Raw genomic sequence first — 18,915 nt, 5'->3', positions numbered from 1 at the left:
ACCGGGCGGTGACCTGCGTCCTGACCGGCGTGCGCACCCTGACCTGTGTGTTCACTCGGCGGCGATCGCCCGCAGCACGTCCAGTCCGGCCGCGCGCCGGGCCGGGCGCAGGCCCGCCAGGGCTCCGGCGGCGAGGCCCACCAGGGCGACCACGGTCAGCTGCAGGGGCGGGATCGCGAAGGCGAAGGTGCTCGCGCTCTCGCCGTCGGACGCCTCGAACGTGGGCTTTCGTCCGGTGCGGCGAGAGGGCGCGCCGGGCGTCGCCCGGCAGACGGGACTTTCGCAACACGCCCTAGGGGCGCAGGGACCGCAGGAGGAGGTCGGCCAGGTGGTCGGCCACCTCCTGCGGGGCCATCGGGCCGTCGGGGCGGTACCAGGTCGACAGGTGGTGGACGGAGCCGAAGTGGTAGTCCACCACCAGGTCGGCCGGGGTCGCCCTGGAGAAGACACCCGACTCCTGGCCCTCCTCCACCAGCGCGCGGAAGCGCTCGTGGTACTTCCGGCGCTCCGCGCGCACCTGCTTGTTCTTCTCCGGGCTCAGGTGGTGCATGGACCGGAAGAAGATCATCGCGTCGTCGAGGTTCTCGATCGTCGTCACGACAACGTCGGCGGCGGCGCCCCTGAGGCGCTTCTCGATCGGCTCGTCCGCGTTCGCGAACGCGTCGAGACGCTCCTGCTGGACGCGGAGCACGCGCGCGTACACCTCGTGCAGGAGATCGTCCTTGGAGCCGAAGTAGTGGTACAGCGCGCCCTTGGTGACGCCTGCCGCCTCCACGATCTCCTGCACCGACGTGCGGTCGTAGCCCTGCTCGGCGAAGAGCCGGGTGGCGGCGGCCAGCAGCCGCTGCGGGACGGGCGTACCGTCTCCGTCCGTCGTCCTGGGCACTGTGCCGCCACCTGCCTTCCGAGAGGTCATTCGCTGTCGTGCGCCTGGGAACGCAGTTCCCGACGGAGGATCTTCCCACTTGCCGTCTTGGGCAGGTCGGGCAGGATCTCCACCTGGCGCGGGTATTTGTAGGCGGCCAGTCTCTCCTTGCAGTACGCGGCGAGCGCGTCGGGGTCGGTCTCGGCACCCGGACGGAGGCTGATGTACGCCTTGACGGTCTCCCCGCGGTACCCGTCGGGCACCCCGACGACGGCCGCCTCGCGCACCGCCGGATGGGTGTAGAGCACGTCCTCGACCTCGCGCGGCCACACCTTGAAGCCGGACGCGTTGATCATGTCCTTCTTGCGGTCGACGACGTACAGCCAGCCCTGCGGGTCCATGAACCCGATGTCGCCGGTGCGCAGTTCGCCGTCCGGGAAGGTCTCGGCGGTGGCGTCGGGGCGGCGCCAGTAGCCCGGCACGACCTGGGGGCCGCGCACCACGATCTCGCCCTGCTCCCCGAACGGCACCTCGGCTCCGCTGTCGTCGACGATCCGTACGACGGTGTCGGGCCCCGGCACGCCCACGGCGAGCGTCCCGGACGCCGGGTCGACGGGCGCCTCCAGCTGGGGCGGCACGGAGGCGCAGGGCGCGGTGCACTCGGTGAGCCCGTAGCCGTTGCGGATGTACGGCCCGAAGCCGGCCCGGAACTTCTCCACCAGGGCGGGCGGCAGCGGGGCGCCGCCGGAGGAGATGTTCACGAAGGAGCCGAAGTGCTCGCGGCTGACGTCCGGGTGGGCGGCCAGCGCCATGAAGGCGGTGGAGGGGCCGACGGTGTAGTGCGGCCGGTGCTCGGCGAAGGCGTCCAGGACGACACCGGACTCGAAGCGGTAGGTGAGCACCAGGGTGCCCTCGCTGTTGAGACAGGCGCCGAGCTGGCAGACCATCCCGGTGATGTGAAAGAGGGGCGCCAGCGCGTAGTACACGGGATGCTCGGGCAGGGCGAGGCCGGTCCGCTGCCGCTCGGCGTTGTGCATGATGTTGCCGTGCGTGTTGGTGGCGCCCTTGGGGGCTCCGCTGGTCCCCGAGGTGTAGCTGATCAGGGCGATGTCGGACGGCCCGAGGTCGCGCCCCTCGGGCGCTTTGTGGCCGGCCCGGGCGACGGTGGTCAGGTCGTCGGCGTCCGGGGCCTGCGGCAGCCGCTCGAAGGCCAGCACGCGCGCGTCCCCGCGGGTCTGGAAATCCAACTCGCACCCGGTGAGCGCGATCCGCACCGGAGACTCGGCGGCCGTCTCGCGCAGATACGACTCCCAGGCCCGGTCGGAGCAGATCAGCGCGGCCACCTCGCCGTCCCGCAGGACGTGGGCGACCTCCCCCGACTTGTACATGGGGTTGACCGGCACGACGGTCGCGCCCGCCTTCCAGGCGCCGAGCAGCGCGAGCACGAAGAGCGGGGAGTTCTGGAGCAGGATCGCCACCCGGTCCCCGCGCTCCAGCCCGCGCGCCGCGAGATGCCCGGCGACGGAGTCGCTCAGCTCGTCGACCTCGCGGTAGCTCAGACGGCCGTCGAAGTAGGCGAGGAAGGGCTGTTCGGGGGCCTGGGCGACGGCCCTGCGCAGGGCGTGCACGAGGGTGTCGGCGGGGTGGATGTCCGCGCGCTGGGCGTCGCTGAGCAGGGCGAGCCAGGGCTTGTCGGCGTAACGGGCGCTCATCGGACCTCCTCCCACTTCTGCTGGACGCGGTTCATGCCGGCGAGCCAGTGGTCGGGGTCGGCGGCCCGCGCCCGGTAGTACCCGGCGACATCCGGATGCGGCAGGATCAGGAACCGGTCCTCCGCCATCCCCTTGAACAACGCGTCCGCCACGTCCGACGGTTCGATCGCGGTCGCCTTCAGCACGAGGTCGCCCGCGGTGCCGGAGGCGGTCAGCATGTCGGTGCGCACGCCCTGCGGGCAGATCGCGTGGACCTTCAGGCCCCGGTGGCGGTACGTCAGCGACAGGTACTCGGCGAAGGCGTACGCCCCGTGCTTGGTGACGCTGTAGGGGGCCGACCCGATCATGGTGAGCAGCCCTGCGGCGGACACGGTCGACACGAACCGCCCGCTGCCCCGCTCCAGCCACGCGGGAAGCAGCTCGTGGGCGGCCCGCACATGGGCCATCACGTTGACGTCCCAGGAGGCGGCCCAGGCGTTCTCGTCGAGCGGCCTGTCGACGTTTCCGCCCTCGAAGCCGACACCGGCGTTGGCGCAGTACACGTCGACGGTCCCGCCGAGGGCGTCCCGCGCGTCGGAGACGACGGCGGATGCATCCCCGGGAACGGCGATCCCCCCGATCTCGTCGGCGACGGCCTCCGCCTTACCGGCGTCCAGGTCATTGACGACGACCCGAGCCCCCTCGGCGGCGAACCGCCGGGCCAGAGCAGCCCCGATGCCCCCTCCCGCTCCGGTCACGACAACTCCGGCATCCTGCAGGGCTTCCACCATCGGTCTCCTTCGACGCGACACACGGCTCTGCGGCCAGACTAACCGGTCGGTATGTAGTAAGGAAGGGTGTCCGGATTCCCTGCGGCCGGTGGCCGCAATAGCGTGCGCTTCATGCGCCTCTCCAGACGAGCCCTCCTCGCGGCGACAACGGCAGCAGCCTCCCTCACCTCCGCGCCCCCGGCCGCCGCGAAGCCCCACCGTTTCCGGACCGGTTTCGAGAATCTAGCGGCCTCCGGCTACACCCGGCTGAGCAATCAGAAGGTCGGGATCGTCACCAACCCCACCGGCGTCACCCGAGACGTCCGGCACATCGTCGACGTGATGCACAAAGACCCCCGAGTCCACCTGACCGCAGTCTTCGGCCCAGAACACGGCTTTCGCGGCACCGCCCAGGCCGGCGGCTCCGAGGACCGCTACGACGACCCCGCGACCGGGCTCCCCGTCTACGACACCTACCTCAAGAGCGGCCAGCCCCTCGCCGACATCTTCAAAACCTCCGGCGTGGACACGGTCGTCTTCGACATCCAGGACGTCGGCGCCCGTTTCTACACCTACATCTGGACCCTGTACGACTGCATGGAGGCGGCCCAGCTCGCCGGCAAGCGCTTCGTCGTCCTGGACCGCCCCAACCCGGTGACCGGCCGCGCCGCCCAAGGCCCGGTCCTGCACCGGGAGTTCGCGACCTTCGTGGGCCGGCAGCCCATCGCGCAGGCGCACGGCATGACCGTCGCGGAACTGGCCCGCCTCTTCAACGGCGAGTTCCTGACCACCCCCGTCCCCCTCGACACCGTCCTGATGACCGGCTGGAAGCGCTCGGAGTTCTACGACGCCTGGAACCTCCCCTGGGTCCCGCCGAGCCCCAACATGCCGACCCCTGACACGGCCCTGGTCTACTCCGGCACCTGCCTCTTCGAGGGCACGAACCTCTCCGAGGGCCGCGGCACCACCCGCCCCTTCGAACTGCTCGGCGCCGAGGGCCTGGACGGCCGCTGGGCCGCCGCCGCGAACGAACTCGCCCTGCCCGGCGCGCACTTCAGGGAGGCGTACTTCGCGCCCACGTTCTCGAAGTTCCAGGGGAAGACCATCGGCGGGGTGCAGATCCACGTCCACGACAGGAAGGCGTACGACCCCGTCCGCACCGGCATCGCCCTGCTCGTGACCACCAAACGCACGTGGCCCGGCTTCGGTTGGCGCTCCGACAACTGGATCGACAAGCTCACCGGCTCCACCCTCGTGCGCACGATGATCGACGGCGGCTCGGGCGCCGACGAGGTGGTGGCGGGCTGGCAGGAGGAGCTGAGCGCGTTCCGGCGGATTCGAAAGAACTACCTCCTCTACGGATGAGCCGTGGCGTATGGCCAACTTCGCCCGGTAGCAGGACGATACGCACCACTACGGGGGACAAGGGGGCCCGTCATGACGGATCCGGCGATGAGCGTGACGCCGTACTGGGAGCTGACCTTCGACGCGGACGGGGACCCGGACGGCGCCCGCCGGGACCGGCTGCTGGCCGGGGTCGTCGAGCGGGGCGTCAGGGACCTGGTGGTCTTCTCGCACGGCTGGAACAGCGACCGGTCCGGCGCGACCCGGCTCTACAGCCGCTTCTTCGAGCCGTTCCCGGCGCTCGCGCCGACGGCGAGGCTCGGGTACGCCGGGGTCGTCTGGCCGTCGATGCGGTTCTCGGACGAGCCGATCCCGGACTTCCCGAGATCCGTGGCCGCCGAACTGCCGCCGCGTCCGGCGCTCGACAAGGACTCCCGGCACGCGCTCCTGGAGACGTTCCCCGGACGGGCCACGGTGATCGACCAGTTGGCCCGAATGCTGGACCAACAGCCACGTGAAGAGGCCGAGTTGGAGGAGTTCGGGCGGCTGCTGCGGCTGCTCGTGGACATCGTGCCGCCGGGGCCGCAGGCGCTGTTCGCTGCGGACACCCTGGCGGAGGGGTCGCCGCAGGACGATCCGGAGATCCTCACCGGGTCCACGGCGGCGATCTGCCAAGAGCTCGCGATGGCCCTCTGGTTGGCTGATACACCCGGGGTGGAGGCGCCCCCCTCGCTGTGGGACGGGGCGCACGAACTGCTGCGGCAGGGGACGTACTACGCGATGAAGCGGCGCGCGGGCACGGTCGGCGAACGCGGGCTCGGGCGGGTGATCGGACAGCTCGCCGCGGCGGCGCCGCAGGTGCGGGTGCACCTGGTGGGGCACAGCTTCGGCGGCCGGCTGGTGTCGTTCGCGCTGCGCGGGCTGCCGGAGGGGGTGCGCACGGTCAAGTCGGTGACGCTGCTCCAAGGGGCCTTCTCGCACTACGCGTTCGCGACCCGGCTGCCGCACGACCCCCGCGCGGGTGGTGTGCTCCAGGGACAGCAGAACCGTATCGACGGGCCGCTGGTGTGCTGCTACTCCGGTCACGACTCGGCGCTCGGCACGATGTACCCGCTGGCCTCGCGGATGGCGGGTGACGCGCAGGGGGTGGCGGCCTTCGACATCGGGCGGGCGCTGGGCGCCAAGTGGGGTGCGATGGGTCACGACGGGGTGCAGGCGGTGCCCGGCACCCCGTCGCTGAAGCTCGCCGAGGCGATCGGGAAGCTGCCCGTGAAGGGCTGCGTGAACGTCGACGCGGCGGCCGTGGTCAGGCGCGGCGGGCCGCCCGCGGGGGCGCACAGCGACATCGTCCACCGCGAGCTGGCCCAACTGGTGCTGGCGGCGGGCCGTATCCGCTGACCCGCCGCCGACTGCCGTACGCCTACCGGTGCGAGGTGAACTCCACCACCTGCTGGAAGGTCGGACGGTTCTGCCAGCTGATGTTGGAGTGCTTGATGCCGCCGAGCGTGCGCTGGACGATCGAGTCGGCACACCACTGGTCGCCCGCCGAGCAGAGGCTGTCACCGGGGTAGACCTGGGCCGCGGTCTTGCCGGCCGCCGTCTTCAGGGTGCTGATGAGGATGTCCCGGCAGGAGCTGAGGCTGCCGCCGCCGCAGTACTTCTGCGCGAGCGGTCCCTGGACGCTCTCGCCGAGCACCGACCGGACGTCCTTGTCGACGTAGCTCCACCAGCCGTACTGGAAGGAGCTGCCGGCGTGGGCGCCGGTCGGGCCGTGCGCGGCCGACGGGGACTCGTCGACGGGCAGGTTGGCCTGGAAGGCGGTGTAGAGGTCGGTGCCCAGGCCCGGTTCGAAGATGCCCTGGGTGAGCAGCGGCCACCAGGCGTCGAGGATGCGGATCGCGTCGGCGTTGGCGTACGCCTTGGAGCCCGCCGACGTCTCGGTGCGCTTGCCGCCCGCGGTGAGCCAGGTCTGGAGCTTGGTGACCGCCGCGGCCGCCGTGGAGTCGGTGACCGTCGAGCTGTTGATCACCTTCAGCAGGTCCGGCAGTACGTCCTCGGCGCGCAGGTCGGCGAGGGAGGCGTCCGCCATGGCCTTGACCAGGGAGGCGCGGGTGACCCCGCCGGCGGCGACCAGTTTCTTCACCCGGTCCTCCAGGAGGTTGCCGCGGTGCACGGAGCCGTCGCCCCAGGAGGCCGTCGAGTAGTCGAGCGCCTGCTTGTTGTTCCAGGAGATGTAGTAGTCCTGGTCGATCGAGTTGGGGTGTGCCGAGGCCGGCGTGTAGGTGGCGGTGTTGGTGGCCGGGTCCCAGCCCTGCCAGTCGTACGCCGCCTGCGCCCAGACCGGGAACTCCGGGTCGACACCGCTCGCGCGCACCGGGTTGTCGCCGCTGTTGTAGTACGCGGTGTGCGTGGAGTCGGCGTAGAACCAGTTGAAGGTGTAGTTGATGTGCTGCACCGCGGCCTGGAAGGTCTGCGGGCTCTTCACGTAGTCCGGGTCGTTGAGCATCTGGAAGCCGATGATCGAGTCGGCCTCGTGCATGTAGGACGAGCGCAGGGTGGTGTAGGCGACCTTCTTGCCGCCGACGGTCGCTCTGTATTCGACCGGGCCGTATTTCGTCTTCCAGACCCGCATCGTGTACGACCCGGCGGCGGTGCCGTCGGCCGTGGTCGGGGCCCAGGAGTTCTTCTGCTCGATCTTGTCCATGGCCGTGCAGGTGCCGTGGTACAGGTAGTGGTAGTCGTCCGTGCACAGTTCGACGGCGTAGGTGTCGATGATGTCCTGGCCGGAGGTCGTGGCGGACCACGAGTAGTCCTGGCCGCGGCCGAGTTCGACGTACATGCTCAGGCCCGCGAAGGAGGCGCCACGGGCGCTGATGCCCGGGCCCTGGATCTCCTGGAGCATGAGCAGCTGGGGAGCGAAGTAGCCGGTCTGCGGGCCGAAGACGGCGACCGGGTGGCCGCTCGCGGTGTACTTGCCGCTCACCACGAGGGCGTTGGACATCCCGCGCTTGGCGGAGCTGAGGGCGTTCGCGGTGGCCGTGGCGGAGGCGGCCGAGGCGCTCTGGTCGGCGCCGGTGCCCGTGGGGTCGTAGACGAGTGGCTCGGTGCTCACCGAACCCTTGTCGGGCAGCGCCTGGCCCTGCGCGGTGGCGGGCTTGGTGGCGTACGGGAAGCTCTCGCCGTTGTGCACGGTGAGGACGGCCTCGGGGTCGTTGCGCTCGCGGAAGGACTCCCAGACCGCGGTGCCCTGGGTGACGCCGTACTTCTCCTGGGCGGCGAGCAGCGAGATGGCGTTGTTGACCTCGCCGCCGCCTCCGGAGCCGAAGAGGGCGCCGATGACGGAGGCCAGCGCGACCAGGTCGGTGAGCTTGAAGTGGTCGATCGTGCCGGCGTTGGTGACCGAGTCCTTGTGGCCGGTCAGGACGTACTCGCCGGGGAAGTAGCGGCCGCTGTCGGAGGCGTCGATGTAGGCGTTGATGCCGGCGATGTAGGCGTTGGCGTCGTCGAGGGCCGTCTGGCCGCGGGTGCCGGCGTTCGCTACGGCGTTGTCGATCTGCGCCTGGAGGTCGGCCTCGGTGTAGGGGGCGTTGCGCCAGAACTGCTGCTCCAGGCCCTGGTTGGCGGCGGCGCCGCCCGCGAAGGTGGTCAGCTGGCCGCGGCCGACGTGCCGGAAGACGTCCATCAGCCACAGCCGGTCCTCAGCGGCGGCATACCCGGCCCCGAACTCGGTGCCGTATCTGGTGGTACCGGTGATGTGCGGCACGCCCGTCTTCTTGTCTCGGACGATCGTCACGTCGCTGCGGCCCGCGGGCTTCTCGGTGGAGGCGACTTGATCGGATGCGACCCCGAAGGACGCGTCGTTGAAGAAGGTGTTGATCGTCGCGTTGGTGAGCGTGGAGTAGCCCTTGGCCAGGTTGGCGTAGGGGCCGAGCTGGTCCTCGGCGTGGTCGGGCTGGGTGCCGAAGGCCTGGTTGAGGAGGATCTGCGCGAGGGTCGCGTTGCCGTTCTCACCGGGCGGCAGGATGTCGGAACACTGGCCGCCGCAGTAGTCGTTGGAGGCCGCCGCGGTGGCCGGGGCCTGAGCGAGCGGGGACAAAAGACCCGCAACCAGGACGCATATGGATGCCGACTTCAGGAACCCGGAGAGTCTGCCGGGAGTTCTCAGTCTGTCAAGGAGGGTGCGCGAGTTACGCCGTGGCATGGCAGCTCCAACCGACGGGGGGTGTGCCGGGACGTTACCGCCGGTATCCCCGGGATTGAAGATGAACATGCGTCAAGTTTTGGCAGGCGTTCCGGAGCTTATGGAGGGCATCGGAAATCGGATGGAGCCAAATCGCTTGTCGATACGTCTATTCGGCAACGTCGTGCGAAGTCCGGACGACGACGCCGAAGTGACCGAAGTACAGGTGCAGGTGTGACGGAGGTGCAGGGCGATGGCCGGTTTCCGGAGTCTGGCGAGACAGGTGCGAGACCCGCGGTGCGATCTGGCGCTTCGGCGCTACTCACTGCGCAAGTGCCTTGAGCGGTTCGCTCCTTACGGGCACAGGGCGACCTGGGACCACTTGAGCTCCCGGGCGGGGTTCGGCCCCGAGGACCGCTCTCCCGACCCGGCGCGGCTCGTGGCCGCACTGGAGGAGCTGGAGGAGGCGCGCTCGGTCTGGCTGGCCTACGAGGTGGAGTTCGCCGAGCGGCGCAAGAAGGAGAAGCACGACGGGTTGCGCAGGCCCGGCAGTGTGGACGACTGGCACCGGCTGACCTGGGGCGGTTTCGGTGTCGCGTGGTGCGACGACCCCCGGGTCCACCCCGACGAGCCACTGGCCGAGGTGCTGCGCCGGCTGATCTCCGCGCTGGAGCGCGAGCCGGGTTCCTCCTGCCCGGCCTGCGGCGGGGAGCGGCTCTCCTGGAGGTACGACCTGGACCACGAACCCTCGACCGGTCCGGTCTGCACGGACTGCGGGATCCTCGTCCCCCGCCCCGTGCTCACCCCCGAGGCCCTGGCGGAGTCCAGGCGGGGACGGCTGCTGGTGTCGGCGTAGCGGGCGCCGACGCGAAGCGCCATCGGAAGCACGGAGCGCCGGGTGACCGGGTGAGCCGGGGGCGTGCCGGGGATGCCGCGCCCCCTTTGTCAGTGGCGGCCTGCACCATGGGGGGATGGTGCAGGTGTGTCTCAACGGACCGCGGGGTGCCGCGGACGGTCCGATGGTGCCGCTCACTCCCGCGGACATGGCGGAGTCGGCGGCGCGGGCTGTCGAAGCCGGGGCGACGGACGTCCATGTCCACCCCAAGAACCCCTGCGGGCACGACAGTCTGTCGCCGAAGGTGCTCGCGCCGACGCTGGAGGCGATCCGTGCCCGGGTGTCGGTGCCGGTCGGGGTGACCACGGGCGCGTGGGCGGAGCCGGACCCTTCAGCGCGGCTCGCCCGGATCCGGAGCTGGACGGTGCTGCCCGACCACGCCTCGGTGAACTGGCACGAGCCGGGTGCGGAGGAGGTGGCCGCCGCACTGATGGAGCGCGGTGTGGGGGTGGAGGCCGGCATCTGGTCCGGGACGGACGCGGCCGCGCGCTTCGCCGTGTCCCCGCTCGGACCCCGGGTGCTGCGGGTCCTCGCGGAGGTGACGGACACCGACGCGGACACGGCCGAGTCCACGGCCCGGATCCTGCTGACCGACCTCGGCGCCGTCCACGGCCGCCCGGTCCTGCTGCACGGCGAGGACGGCGGCGCGTGGCCGGTGCTCCGGCTGGCCGGCCGTCTGGGCCTCGCGACCCGGATCGGCCTGGAGGACACGCTGGTCCTGCCGGACGGTCAACGGGCGCTGTCCAACGCTCAGTTGGTCGCCGAGGCAGTGGTCCAGTACGGATGCGCCCAGCGCTCGTCGTAGGGCAGGGCGAGGAGTTCGGCCTGGGTCGCCAGGTCGGGCTCGCCTTGCGCGCGCAGACGGGCCGGGGCGTGCGCGGACAGCCATGACTGGAGTTCGGTGACGACCGTCCGGGCGTCGTGTTCCCACCAGACGAACGGCGAGCCGTCCATGACCAGGCCGTCCAGCCAGGTGCGGACGCAGCGCACGAGATGGGCGTCGGCCACGGGGTGCGCCTCCCACCGGGCCAGCAGTGGCGTCGTTGTGCCGAAGATCGTCGCGCAGGTCTCAAACACCTCGTCCACGGGATACGGCGGCGCGCTCGACGTGAGGACGTCCTGCCACCAGGCGTGGGTGAACGCCGCGACGGCTGCCGTCTGTTCGGCGGGCCAGGTGCGCCAGTCGACCCGGCTCAGCCCGTGGTGGCCCCAGCCGACGCGGTCCAGGCCGCCCTCGGCCATCGCGTGTGCCGCCTGCGGCAGGAGGCGCCGCATGACGGCCGCGTGGTCCTCGAAGTGGTCGGGAACCTTGTACACGAATCTGGCCAACAGGTCCGCGGGGACGCGCGTGTACGGCGTGCGCAGGTACGCCGTCTCCTCCGGGCGGAAACACCGCTCGCAGCCGGTCTCGGTGGGGCTCGCGAAGCCGTTGAACACGGTGTCGATGTCGGCGAGCGCAGCGTCAAGTGCGGGTGAGGACATGGGACTTGGTCCTGTCAGGACTCCGGGGGCGGCAGGGCCGTCGGCCGAAGAGCGCGACGCTACCAGGCGCGGGGCCGCGGACACCAACGGATTCAGGCACCCCGGCTCCCCGGCGCCTCCCCGGTTTCCGGCGCGCCGATCTGCCGGTGTCGCCGGTTTCCCGCCGCCCCGATCCGCCACCGCCGTACTCAGGCGTCCCCCTCCGCTTCCGCCGTCCCCGCCTTCCGTCGGCCGCCCGGCTCGGCCAGCAGTCGGGAGCCCGTCAGGCGGTCGCCGAAGACGTCGTCGGGGTTGGACAGGACGCAGGACTCCAGGGAGAGGCAGCCGCAGCCGATGCAGTCGGTGAGGTGGTCGCGCAGCCGGTTCAACTGCAGGATGCGCTCGTCGAGTTCGGAGCGCCAGGCCTCGGAGAGCCGGGCCCAGTCCGCGCGGGTGGGGGTGCGTTCCTCGGGGAGTTCGGAGAGCGCCTCGCGGATCGTGGCCAGCGGGATGCCGACGCGCTGGGCGGCCCGTACGAACGCGACCCGGCGCAGCGCGTCCCGGGAGTACCGGCGTTGGTTGCCCGTGGTGCGGCGGCTGCTGATCAGCCCCTTGGACTCGTAGAAGTGCAGGGCGGAGACGGCGGCGCCACTGCGCGCGGCGAGTTGGCCGACCGTGAGCTCATGGATCTTCTCGGGAATCTGAGGCACCCCTCGAACCCTACCCACCCACACGGACCGCGGTCCGTTGACAGGGGGTCCACGGACGACCATGCTAAGCAGTTGCTTAGACATTGAGTGGCGAGGAGGCCGGGGACATGGCAGAGCCGAGGATCTTCACGGGTGCGGACGACCTGAAGGCTGCGGTCGGCGAGCAGCTGGGGTACACCGACTGGCTGGAGGTCGACCAGAAGCGCGTCGACCTGTTCGCGGACGCCACCGGCGACCACCAGTGGATCCACGTCGACCCGGAGAAGGCGGCGGCCGGACCCTTCGGCACCACCATCGCCCACGGCTACCTCACGCTGTCGCTGCTCCCGCTCTTCGGCCCGCAGCTCATCAAGGTCGAGAACGTGAAGATGGGCGTCAACTACGGGACGAACAAGGTGCGTTTCCCCGCGCCCGTGCCGGTCGGCTCGCGGCTGCGCGCCACTGCCGTGATCACCGGTGTCGACGACGTGGCGGGCGGTGTCCAGGTGACCGTCGCCTTCAGTGTGGAGCGCGAGGGCGGGGACAAGCCGGTGTGCGTGGCCGAGTCGGTCTCCCGCTACTACCTCTGAGCGAGGGGCGGTTACTTCCCCGCCCCCACCATCCGCAGCACGAGGTCGGCGTAGAGCGCGCCGACCTCGTCGGGCGTCCAGGGTCCGGCCACGTTGAACCAGCGGGCCACGTCGATGCAGAGCGAGAGCACGGCGAGGGTGGTGCCCTTGACGTCCAGGACGTCGAACTCGCCGGAGGCCACGCCGTCCTCGATGATCCCGCGCACCTCGGCGTCGCACTGCCGGCGCAGCGCGAGGATCTCGGCGCGGGCGTCGGGGCCGAGGGAGTCCAGCTCGTACTGGACGACCCTGGCGGTCGTACGGCCGCCCGCGTGCCAGCGGACGAAGGAGCCGACCGCGTCCGCGAGCCGCTCGGTGGCGGTGCCCTCGCGCCGGGCCGCGACCTGGAGGATCTCCAGGGCCTTGGCGTGGCCGATCCGGCTGATGCGGTGGAGCAGCTCTTCCTTGGTCTTGTAGTGGATGTAGAGCGCGGCGGGGCTCATGCCCGCCCGCCCCGCGATGTCACGGGTCGTGGTGGCGTGGTAGCCGCGCTCGGCGAAGGCCTCCACGGCGGCCACGAGCAGCCGCCGCGCCGCGTCGGGCGTGACCTCGCCCCACGCCGACGTCTCGCCGTCGGCCGTCTCCTCCGCCGTACTCATCGCTCGCCCCTCTCCACAGTCGGACGTCCCACCATACCGCCGAAGCTGAGCGAGCGCTTAGTGTGCCCGCTCAGAGCTTTTCGAAGGGGCTGTAGGAGCGGTCCGTCGCGTCCTGCCGGTCGCGGATCACCTTGGCGAGGGTGAAGGCGGAGGTGACGAGATACAGGACGGCGATGGCGAGGAAGCCGCGCACCCAGGCGTCGGCGCTCAGCTTGAAGATGCCGATGGCGGTCGCGGCCATGGCGATGGCGAAGGAGGCGACGGCCTGGCCGTAGAAGGCGGCCGTGTTCTGCTGCTTGCCCGGTGTGTCGGTCATGGGACGAGTGTCGGCGGGCGGGAGCCGCGCCACATCCGCGCAGCTACCTAGCCGGTACTCAGAAAATCGGCCGCCCGGCCGGTACTCAGAACGCCGAAATCCCGGTCAGCGCACGGCCGATGACGAGTTTCTGGATCTGGCTGGTGCCCTCGTAGAGGGTCATCACGCGGGCGTCGCGCAGCAGCTTGCCCGCCGGGTACTCGTCGATGTAGCCGTATCCCCCGAAGACCTGGAGGGCGTTGTTGGCGGCGCGCACCGCGGCCTCGGAGGCGAAGAGCTTGGCCTTGGAGGACTCGACGGCGAAGGGCTGCCCGCGGTCGATCAGGTCGGCGACCCGCCAGGTGAGCAGCCGGGCCGCGTCCACGTCCACGGCGATGTCGCTGATCAGCTCCTGGACGAGTTGGTGGCCCGCGATGGGCTTGCCGAACTGCTCGCGCTCGCCCGCGTACTTCACGGCCGCGTCCAGCGCGGCCTGTGCGATGCCCACGCAGCCAGCCGCCACCGACATCCGCCCCTTGGCCAGCGCGGACATGGCGACGGAGAAGCCCTTGCCCTCCTCGCCGAGCATCGCGGAGGTGGGCACGCGCACGCCCTCAAGGACCAGTTCGGCGGTCGCCTGGCCGCGCAGGCCGAGCTTGCCGTGGATGGTGCGGCGGGTCAGGCCGGGGGTGTCGGTCGGGACGAGGAAGGCGGAGACGCCCTTGTGGCCGGGGGCGTCGGTGGAGCGGGCGAAGAGCAGCACGACGTCGGCCCAGGTGCCGTTGGTGATGAACATCTTGGTGCCGTCGATGACGTAGTCGTCGCCGTCGCGTACGGCACGCGTGGTGAGGTTGCCCGCGTCGGAGCCGGTGCCGGGTTCGGTGAGGCCGAAACAGCCGACCGACTCGCCCGAGGTGAGCCCCGGAAGCCAGCGCCGCTTCTGCTCCTCGCTCCCCCGGGCGGCGATCGTCTTGGCGACCAGGCCGAGGGAGACGGAGACGATCCCGCGCACGGAGGAGTCGCCGCGTCCCAGCTCCTCGGTGACCAGGCAGTACGCGAGGTGGTCGCCGCCCGAGCCGCCGTACTCCTCGTCGATCGTCAGGCCCAGGAAGCCGACCTCGCCGAGCTTCTTCACGATCGCGCGGTCCACCTCCTCGGCACGGTCCCACGCGACGACGTTCGGGGTGATCTCGCGCTCTACGAAGTCCCGGGCCAGCCTGCGGACGGCCGCCTGCTCGTCATTGAGGCCCAGACTGACCACGGGATCACCTCTCCATGGAAGAACACATTTAAATTAGCACTGCTAGTTTCTGGTGCGCAGCCCTACTATGTGCGCCATGGCCCGACCGCGCAAGCCCCTCCTCAGCACCGACCGGATCGTCGGGGCGGCCCGTGCGCTCGTGGACGCGGAGGGGCTCGCCGCGGTCTCCACGCGGCGGCTGGCCGCGGAGTTGGGGGTCAGCGGGCCGTCCCTCTACAACCACTTCCGCACCAAGGACGAGATCCTGGAGGCGGTCGCCGACTCGGTGAGCGCGCAGATCGATCTGTCGATGTTCGAGGACGGGCGGGACTGGCGGGCCGCGCTGCACGACTGGGCCGTCTCTTATCGCGGCGCCCTGCGCGACCATCCGAACATCGTTCCGGTTCTCGCGCAGGGTCCTGGTCGGCGGCCTGCGGGGCTGCGGGTCGCCGACGCGGTCTACGGTGCGATGGTGGCGGCCGGGTGGCCGCCCTCTCAGGCCACGTCCATCGGGGCGCTGATGCGGTTCTTCATCATGGGGTCGGCGCTGGGGTCGTTCGCGGGGGGGTTCGTTGATGATGCGAGTGCGTACGATCCTGCGGACTATCCCCATCTGGGGCAGGCTCATCTGCTTGCCGAGCGGCAGGAGAAGATTGATGAGCGGGCCTTTGAGACGGGGCTGAGTGCGTTGCTGGATGGGTTGGAGGGGCAGTACGAGCAGGTCAGGCGTACGGCGTGAGAAGGTAGTTCGTCGGCTGCGGGTGCATCGTGGCTGGTCGCGCAGTTCCCCGCGCCCCTAACGGCGTTCCTGGTGCCGTGTCCGAAATCCGCGAGCTTTCTTCTCCATCGCTTTCTAGCCTCGGAAGCATGATGAACGCCCGTCCCCGTACCGAAATGCTCGCCGCCGGCGCAGCGACCGTCACAGTCGTCCTTTGGGCCTCCGCCTTCGTCTCGATCCGGAGTGCCGGTGCTGCCTACTCCCCCGGTGCTCTTGCCCTCGGCCGTCTGCTGTCCGGGGCGCTCGCGCTCGGGGTGATCTGTCTCGTACGGCGTGAAGGGCTGCCTCCGCGCTCCGCCTGGCGGGGCATCGCGATATCGGGGGTGCTCTGGTTCGGGCTGTACATGGTCGTCCTGAACTGGGGTGAGCAGCAGGTGGACGCCGGGACCGCCGCCCTCGTTGTGAACATCGGGCCGATTCTCATCGCGCTGCTCGGGGCCCGGATTCTGGGTGACGCGATGCCGCCGCGGCTGCTCGCGGGGATGGCCGTGTCGTTCGCGGGGGCGGTGACCGTGGGGCTGTCGATGTCGGACGGCGGTGGCTCGTCCGTGCTCGGGGTGGCGCTGTGTCTGCTCGCGGCCGTGGCGTACGCCTCCGGGGTCGTCGCGCAGAAGCCCGCCCTCGGTGCGGCGAGTCCCCTCCAGGTGACGACGTTCGGGTGCCTGGTCGGGGCGGTGCTGTGTCTGCCGTTCGCCTGGCAGTTGATGTCCGAGGCGGCCGACGCACCGGTCTCGGCGACGCTCAACATGGTCTATCTGGGCGTGTTCCCGACCGCGCTGGCCTTCACCACCTGGGCCTACGCCCTCGCGAGGACGACCGCCAGCCGGATGGGCGCCACGACCTACGCCGTGCCCGCCCTGGTCGTGCTGATGTCCTGGGTCACGCTCGGCGAGGTGCCGGGACTGCTCACGCTCGCCGGTGGCGTGCTGTGCCTCGCGGGTGTGGCGGTGTCGCGGTCCCGGCCGCGGAAGGCCGCGGCTCCGGTCGTGGTCCCGGAGCCGCAGCCCGAGAAGGCTTCAGACTCCGCGTGAACGCGCCCTGTCCGCAAGGACCTTGATGCAGAGCAGCGCGATCACGGCGAGGCCGATGATGTATCCGGAGACCGCCAGGGAGGTGCCGGTGGTCTCCAGGAGCAGCACCATGACGAACGGTGCGAGGCCGCCGCCGAGAACCGCCGCGATCTGGTAGCCGAGCGAGGCTCCCGTGTACCGCATCTCGGGGGTGAACAGCTCGGCGAACAGGGCGGCTTGGGGGCCGTACATGATGCTCAGGAAGCAGCCGGCGACGAAGGTGGAGACCGCGAGCCAGAGCAGCGAGCCGGTGTCGATCAGCAGGAACATCGGGACGGCCCACAGGGCGATGCCGGCCGCGCCGAGGGCGTAGATCCGGATGCGGCCGAGCCGGTCGGAGAGCGCGGCGGCGGCCGGGATCAGCACCAGTTGGGTGAGGCTGATGCAGAGCGAGACCATGAGGACCGCGCTCTTCTTCATGCCGAGTTCCCGGGTCGTGTAGTCGAGGACACCGGTGATCAGGATGTAGAAGGTCGCGGTGTTCACGGCGAAGGAGCCGCCGGCGAGCAGGACCGTGCCCAGGTGGTGGCGCAGGACCGTACGCAGTGGGGAGTTCTGCTCGGTCTTCTCCTGCTCCGCCAACTCCTGTTCGGCGCGCCGGAATTCGGGGGTCTCCTCGACGCGCGTGTGGATGTACCAGGCGAGCACCAGGACGAACAGGCCGACGAGGAACGGGATGCGCCAGCCCCAGGCGGCGAACGCGCTGTCCGAGGTGAAGGCCCCGGCCAGCAGGAAGACGGTGTTGGCGGTCACCACGCCGATGGGGACGCCGAGTTGGACGAAGCTGCCGTAGATCCCACGCTTGCCCTCGGGGGCGTACTCGGTGGCCAGCAGCATCGCGCCGCCCCACTGCGCGCCGACCGCGACGCCCTGCACAACGCGCAGGAGGACCAGCAGGATCGGGGCGGCGACGCCGATCGTGTCGTAGGTGGGGAGCAGGCCGATGCCCGTGGTGGCGAGGCCCATGAGCGTGAGCGCGAGGACCAGCATGGGCTTGCGGCCGCGCCTGTCGCCGAGTTGGCCGGCGACGATGCCGCCGATGGGGCGGGCCAGGAAGCCGACGGCGAAGGTGGCGAACGCGGCGAGGACGCCGGCGGTGGAGCCGTCCAAGTACCGAACAGCGGAACGCCGGTTCACCGCCGCGGGCCGTCGTGAGCACCGGTGAGTGCTGGGGGCTCCGCCCCCAAACCCCCGATCGGCCTGCACGGCCTCGTCCTCAAACGCCGGACGGGCTGAGATGACTCGCCCAGACGGGAAAGGCGCCCTCGCTGTCGGTACCGCCCTGTCTGCAGCCGTCCTCGCCCGCCCAGCTAACGTCAGAACACCACCAAAGCCCGGCCGCCCTTGCCGGCGAGCATGTTCTCGAAGGCCGCCGGGATGCCGTCGAGGCCGATCCGTTCGGTGACCAGCGCGCCGAGGTCCAGACGGCCCGCGCGGACGTGATCGGCCAGGACCGGCAGGTCGCGCGCCGGGTCGGAGTTGCCGTAGACGCAGCCCGCGAGGGTGCGGCCCCAGTGGAAGATCTCCAGGGCGTTGAAGGTGACCTGCTGGTCCTTGCCGCCGATGCCGACGACCGTCGTACGGCCGCCGCGGCGGGTGGAGTCCCAGGCGGCGCGGATGGTCGCGGCGCGGCCGACGCACTCGACGGCGACGTCCACGCCCTGCTTGCCGGTCAGGCCGCGGATCTCGCGGGCGGTGTTCTCGGAGGCGATCACATAGTCGGTGGCCCCGGCCGCGCGCGCCAACTCCTCCTTGGCCGGGGAGACATCGACCGCGACGATCTTCGAAGCACCCGCGATCCGGGCGGCCTGGAGCGCGGCCAGGCCCACACCCCCGACGCCGTACACCGCGACGGTCTCGCCCTCGCCGACGCGCGCCGCGTGGTGGACGGCGCCGTAACCCGTGAGGACCGCGCAGCCCAGGAGCGCCGCGTCGGCGAGCGGGACGCCCTCGGGAAGGGGCAGGAGGCACGACTCGGCGACGACCGTCTCCTCGGCGAACGCGGCGACGTTCAGGCCGGGATGGAGGTCGGTGCCGTCCGCGGTGCGGGCGTAGACGTCGGCCGAGCCGTTGAGGGCGTTGGCGCACAGCCAGACCTCGCCGAGCGAGCAGGCGTGGCAAGTGCCGCAGGAGGGCGCCCAGTTGAGGACGACTCCGTCGCCCGGGGAGACTCCGGTGACGCCCTCCCCCACGGCGGTCACCGTGCCCGCGCCCTCGTGGCCGAGGACGGCCGGGACCGGGACGCGCATGGTGCCGTTGGACAGGGACAGGTCGGAGTGGCAGACCCCCGCGGCGGCGAGCCGGACGCGGACCTGGCCGGGGCCGGGGTCCGGCAGGTCGATGTCGGTGATCTCCAGAGGGGCGCCGATGGCGGGAAGTACGGCTGCGCGGACCACTTGTGACGACTCC

Annotated in this window: 18 protein-coding genes; 7 read left to right on the top strand and 11 right to left on the bottom strand. The window is 70.9% G+C overall.

Features of this window, described 5'->3' with window-relative positions; all coding sequences use genetic code 11:
• Positions 1–292: 292 nt before the first annotated feature.
• The 3 genes from ABZ896_RS29980 to ABZ896_RS29970 are packed head-to-tail and all read right to left on the bottom strand — an operon-like array spanning position 293 to position 3,347.
• Entirely contained in the window at positions 293–886 is a 594-nt protein-coding gene (locus tag ABZ896_RS29980; RefSeq protein WP_360935944.1) for a TetR/AcrR family transcriptional regulator, read from the bottom strand.
• A gap of 26 nt (positions 887–912) precedes the next feature.
• Complete coding sequence (locus ABZ896_RS29975; protein WP_360935942.1) at positions 913–2,577, bottom strand: AMP-binding protein; 1,665 nt, start codon at positions 2,575–2,577, stop codon at positions 913–915.
• Positions 2,574–3,347 (bottom strand): SDR family oxidoreductase, encoded by a 774-nt coding sequence (locus tag ABZ896_RS29970; RefSeq protein ID WP_360935940.1) that lies wholly within the window; start codon positions 3,345–3,347, stop codon positions 2,574–2,576. Before ABZ896_RS29970 ends, ABZ896_RS29975 begins: the two co-directional genes overlap by 4 nt.
• Before the next feature lie 111 nt (positions 3,348–3,458).
• Between ABZ896_RS29970 and ABZ896_RS29965 the strand changes: the two genes are divergently transcribed.
• On the top strand, positions 3,459–4,691 hold the full coding sequence (locus ABZ896_RS29965; protein WP_360935939.1) for a DUF1343 domain-containing protein: 1,233 nt from the start codon (positions 3,459–3,461) through the stop codon (positions 4,689–4,691).
• A gap of 72 nt (positions 4,692–4,763) precedes the next feature.
• Complete coding sequence (locus ABZ896_RS29960) at positions 4,764–6,068, top strand: serine-threonine protein kinase (RefSeq protein ID WP_360935937.1); 1,305 nt, start codon at positions 4,764–4,766, stop codon at positions 6,066–6,068.
• A gap of 22 nt (positions 6,069–6,090) precedes the next feature.
• Here ABZ896_RS29960 and ABZ896_RS29955 read toward each other — a convergent pair whose 3' ends face one another.
• Positions 6,091–8,871, bottom strand: coding sequence for a penicillin acylase family protein (locus tag ABZ896_RS29955; RefSeq protein WP_360935935.1), 2,781 nt, complete (start codon positions 8,869–8,871; stop codon positions 6,091–6,093).
• 232 nt (positions 8,872–9,103) lie between these two features.
• Here ABZ896_RS29955 and ABZ896_RS29950 point away from each other — a divergent pair, with 232 nt between their 5' ends.
• The gene (locus tag ABZ896_RS29950) at positions 9,104–9,706 is read left to right on the top strand and encodes a hypothetical protein (protein WP_360935933.1); all 603 of its coding nucleotides are present in this window, start codon (positions 9,104–9,106) and stop codon (positions 9,704–9,706) included.
• 115 nt (positions 9,707–9,821) lie between these two features.
• Positions 9,822–10,550: a 3-keto-5-aminohexanoate cleavage protein gene (locus ABZ896_RS29945; RefSeq protein WP_360935931.1), complete on the top strand. Its 729-nt coding sequence runs from the start codon at positions 9,822–9,824 to the stop codon at positions 10,548–10,550.
• Here the strand turns inward: ABZ896_RS29945 and ABZ896_RS29940 are convergent.
• Both ABZ896_RS29940 and soxR read right to left on the bottom strand, forming a co-directional pair.
• Complete coding sequence (locus tag ABZ896_RS29940; protein ID WP_360935929.1) at positions 10,496–11,227, bottom strand: hypothetical protein; 732 nt, start codon at positions 11,225–11,227, stop codon at positions 10,496–10,498. The two genes, ABZ896_RS29945 and ABZ896_RS29940, sit on opposite strands and share 55 nt — an antisense overlap.
• A 188-nt stretch (positions 11,228–11,415) precedes the next feature.
• Positions 11,416–11,916, bottom strand: a complete 501-nt coding sequence (soxR, locus tag ABZ896_RS29935) for a redox-sensitive transcriptional activator SoxR (protein ID WP_360935927.1) — start codon at positions 11,914–11,916, stop codon at positions 11,416–11,418.
• A gap of 107 nt (positions 11,917–12,023) precedes the next feature.
• On the opposite strand from soxR, the gene ABZ896_RS29930 reads away from it, so the two are divergent.
• Positions 12,024–12,485 carry a MaoC family dehydratase gene (locus ABZ896_RS29930; protein ID WP_360935925.1) on the top strand — a complete coding sequence of 154 codons (462 nt, stop codon included), beginning with the start codon at positions 12,024–12,026 and terminating at the stop codon, positions 12,483–12,485.
• Between the two features lie 11 nt (positions 12,486–12,496).
• Here ABZ896_RS29930 and ABZ896_RS29925 read toward each other — a convergent pair whose 3' ends face one another.
• The 3 genes from ABZ896_RS29925 to ABZ896_RS29915 form a co-directional block, all read right to left on the bottom strand.
• A complete protein-coding gene (locus ABZ896_RS29925) occupies positions 12,497–13,123 on the bottom strand; it encodes a TetR/AcrR family transcriptional regulator (RefSeq protein ID WP_360935923.1) in 627 nt (208 codons plus the stop codon).
• A gap of 70 nt (positions 13,124–13,193) precedes the next feature.
• The gene (locus ABZ896_RS29920; RefSeq protein WP_360935921.1) at positions 13,194–13,439 is read right to left on the bottom strand and encodes a YiaA/YiaB family inner membrane protein; all 246 of its coding nucleotides are present in this window, start codon (positions 13,437–13,439) and stop codon (positions 13,194–13,196) included.
• A gap of 85 nt (positions 13,440–13,524) precedes the next feature.
• Positions 13,525–14,679, bottom strand: a complete 1,155-nt coding sequence (locus tag ABZ896_RS29915) for an acyl-CoA dehydrogenase family protein (protein WP_360935918.1) — start codon at positions 14,677–14,679, stop codon at positions 13,525–13,527.
• A 76-nt stretch (positions 14,680–14,755) separates the two neighbouring features.
• Between ABZ896_RS29915 and ABZ896_RS29910 the strand changes: the two genes are divergently transcribed.
• Entirely contained in the window at positions 14,756–15,397 is a 642-nt protein-coding gene (locus ABZ896_RS29910) for a TetR/AcrR family transcriptional regulator (protein WP_360935915.1), read from the top strand.
• A 131-nt stretch (positions 15,398–15,528) separates the two neighbouring features.
• On the top strand, positions 15,529–16,467 hold the full coding sequence (locus tag ABZ896_RS29905) for a DMT family transporter (protein ID WP_360935946.1): 939 nt from the start codon (positions 15,529–15,531) through the stop codon (positions 16,465–16,467).
• Here the strand turns inward: ABZ896_RS29905 and ABZ896_RS29900 are convergent.
• Together ABZ896_RS29900 and ABZ896_RS29895 are read right to left on the bottom strand one after the other, a co-directional pair.
• Positions 16,453–17,616 carry an MFS transporter gene (locus ABZ896_RS29900; RefSeq protein WP_360935912.1) on the bottom strand — a complete coding sequence of 388 codons (1,164 nt, stop codon included), beginning with the start codon at positions 17,614–17,616 and terminating at the stop codon, positions 16,453–16,455. The two genes, ABZ896_RS29905 and ABZ896_RS29900, sit on opposite strands and share 15 nt — an antisense overlap.
• A gap of 206 nt (positions 17,617–17,822) precedes the next feature.
• On the bottom strand, positions 17,823–18,902 hold the full coding sequence (locus ABZ896_RS29895) for a Zn-dependent alcohol dehydrogenase (RefSeq protein ID WP_360935908.1): 1,080 nt from the start codon (positions 18,900–18,902) through the stop codon (positions 17,823–17,825).
• Between the last annotated feature and the right edge of the window lie 13 nt (positions 18,903–18,915).

The organism is Streptomyces sp. NPDC047072 (assembly GCF_040643855.1).
Classification (GTDB): domain Bacteria; phylum Actinomycetota; class Actinomycetes; order Streptomycetales; family Streptomycetaceae; genus Streptomyces.
This window is presented reverse-complemented; position numbering and strand designations above follow the sequence as displayed.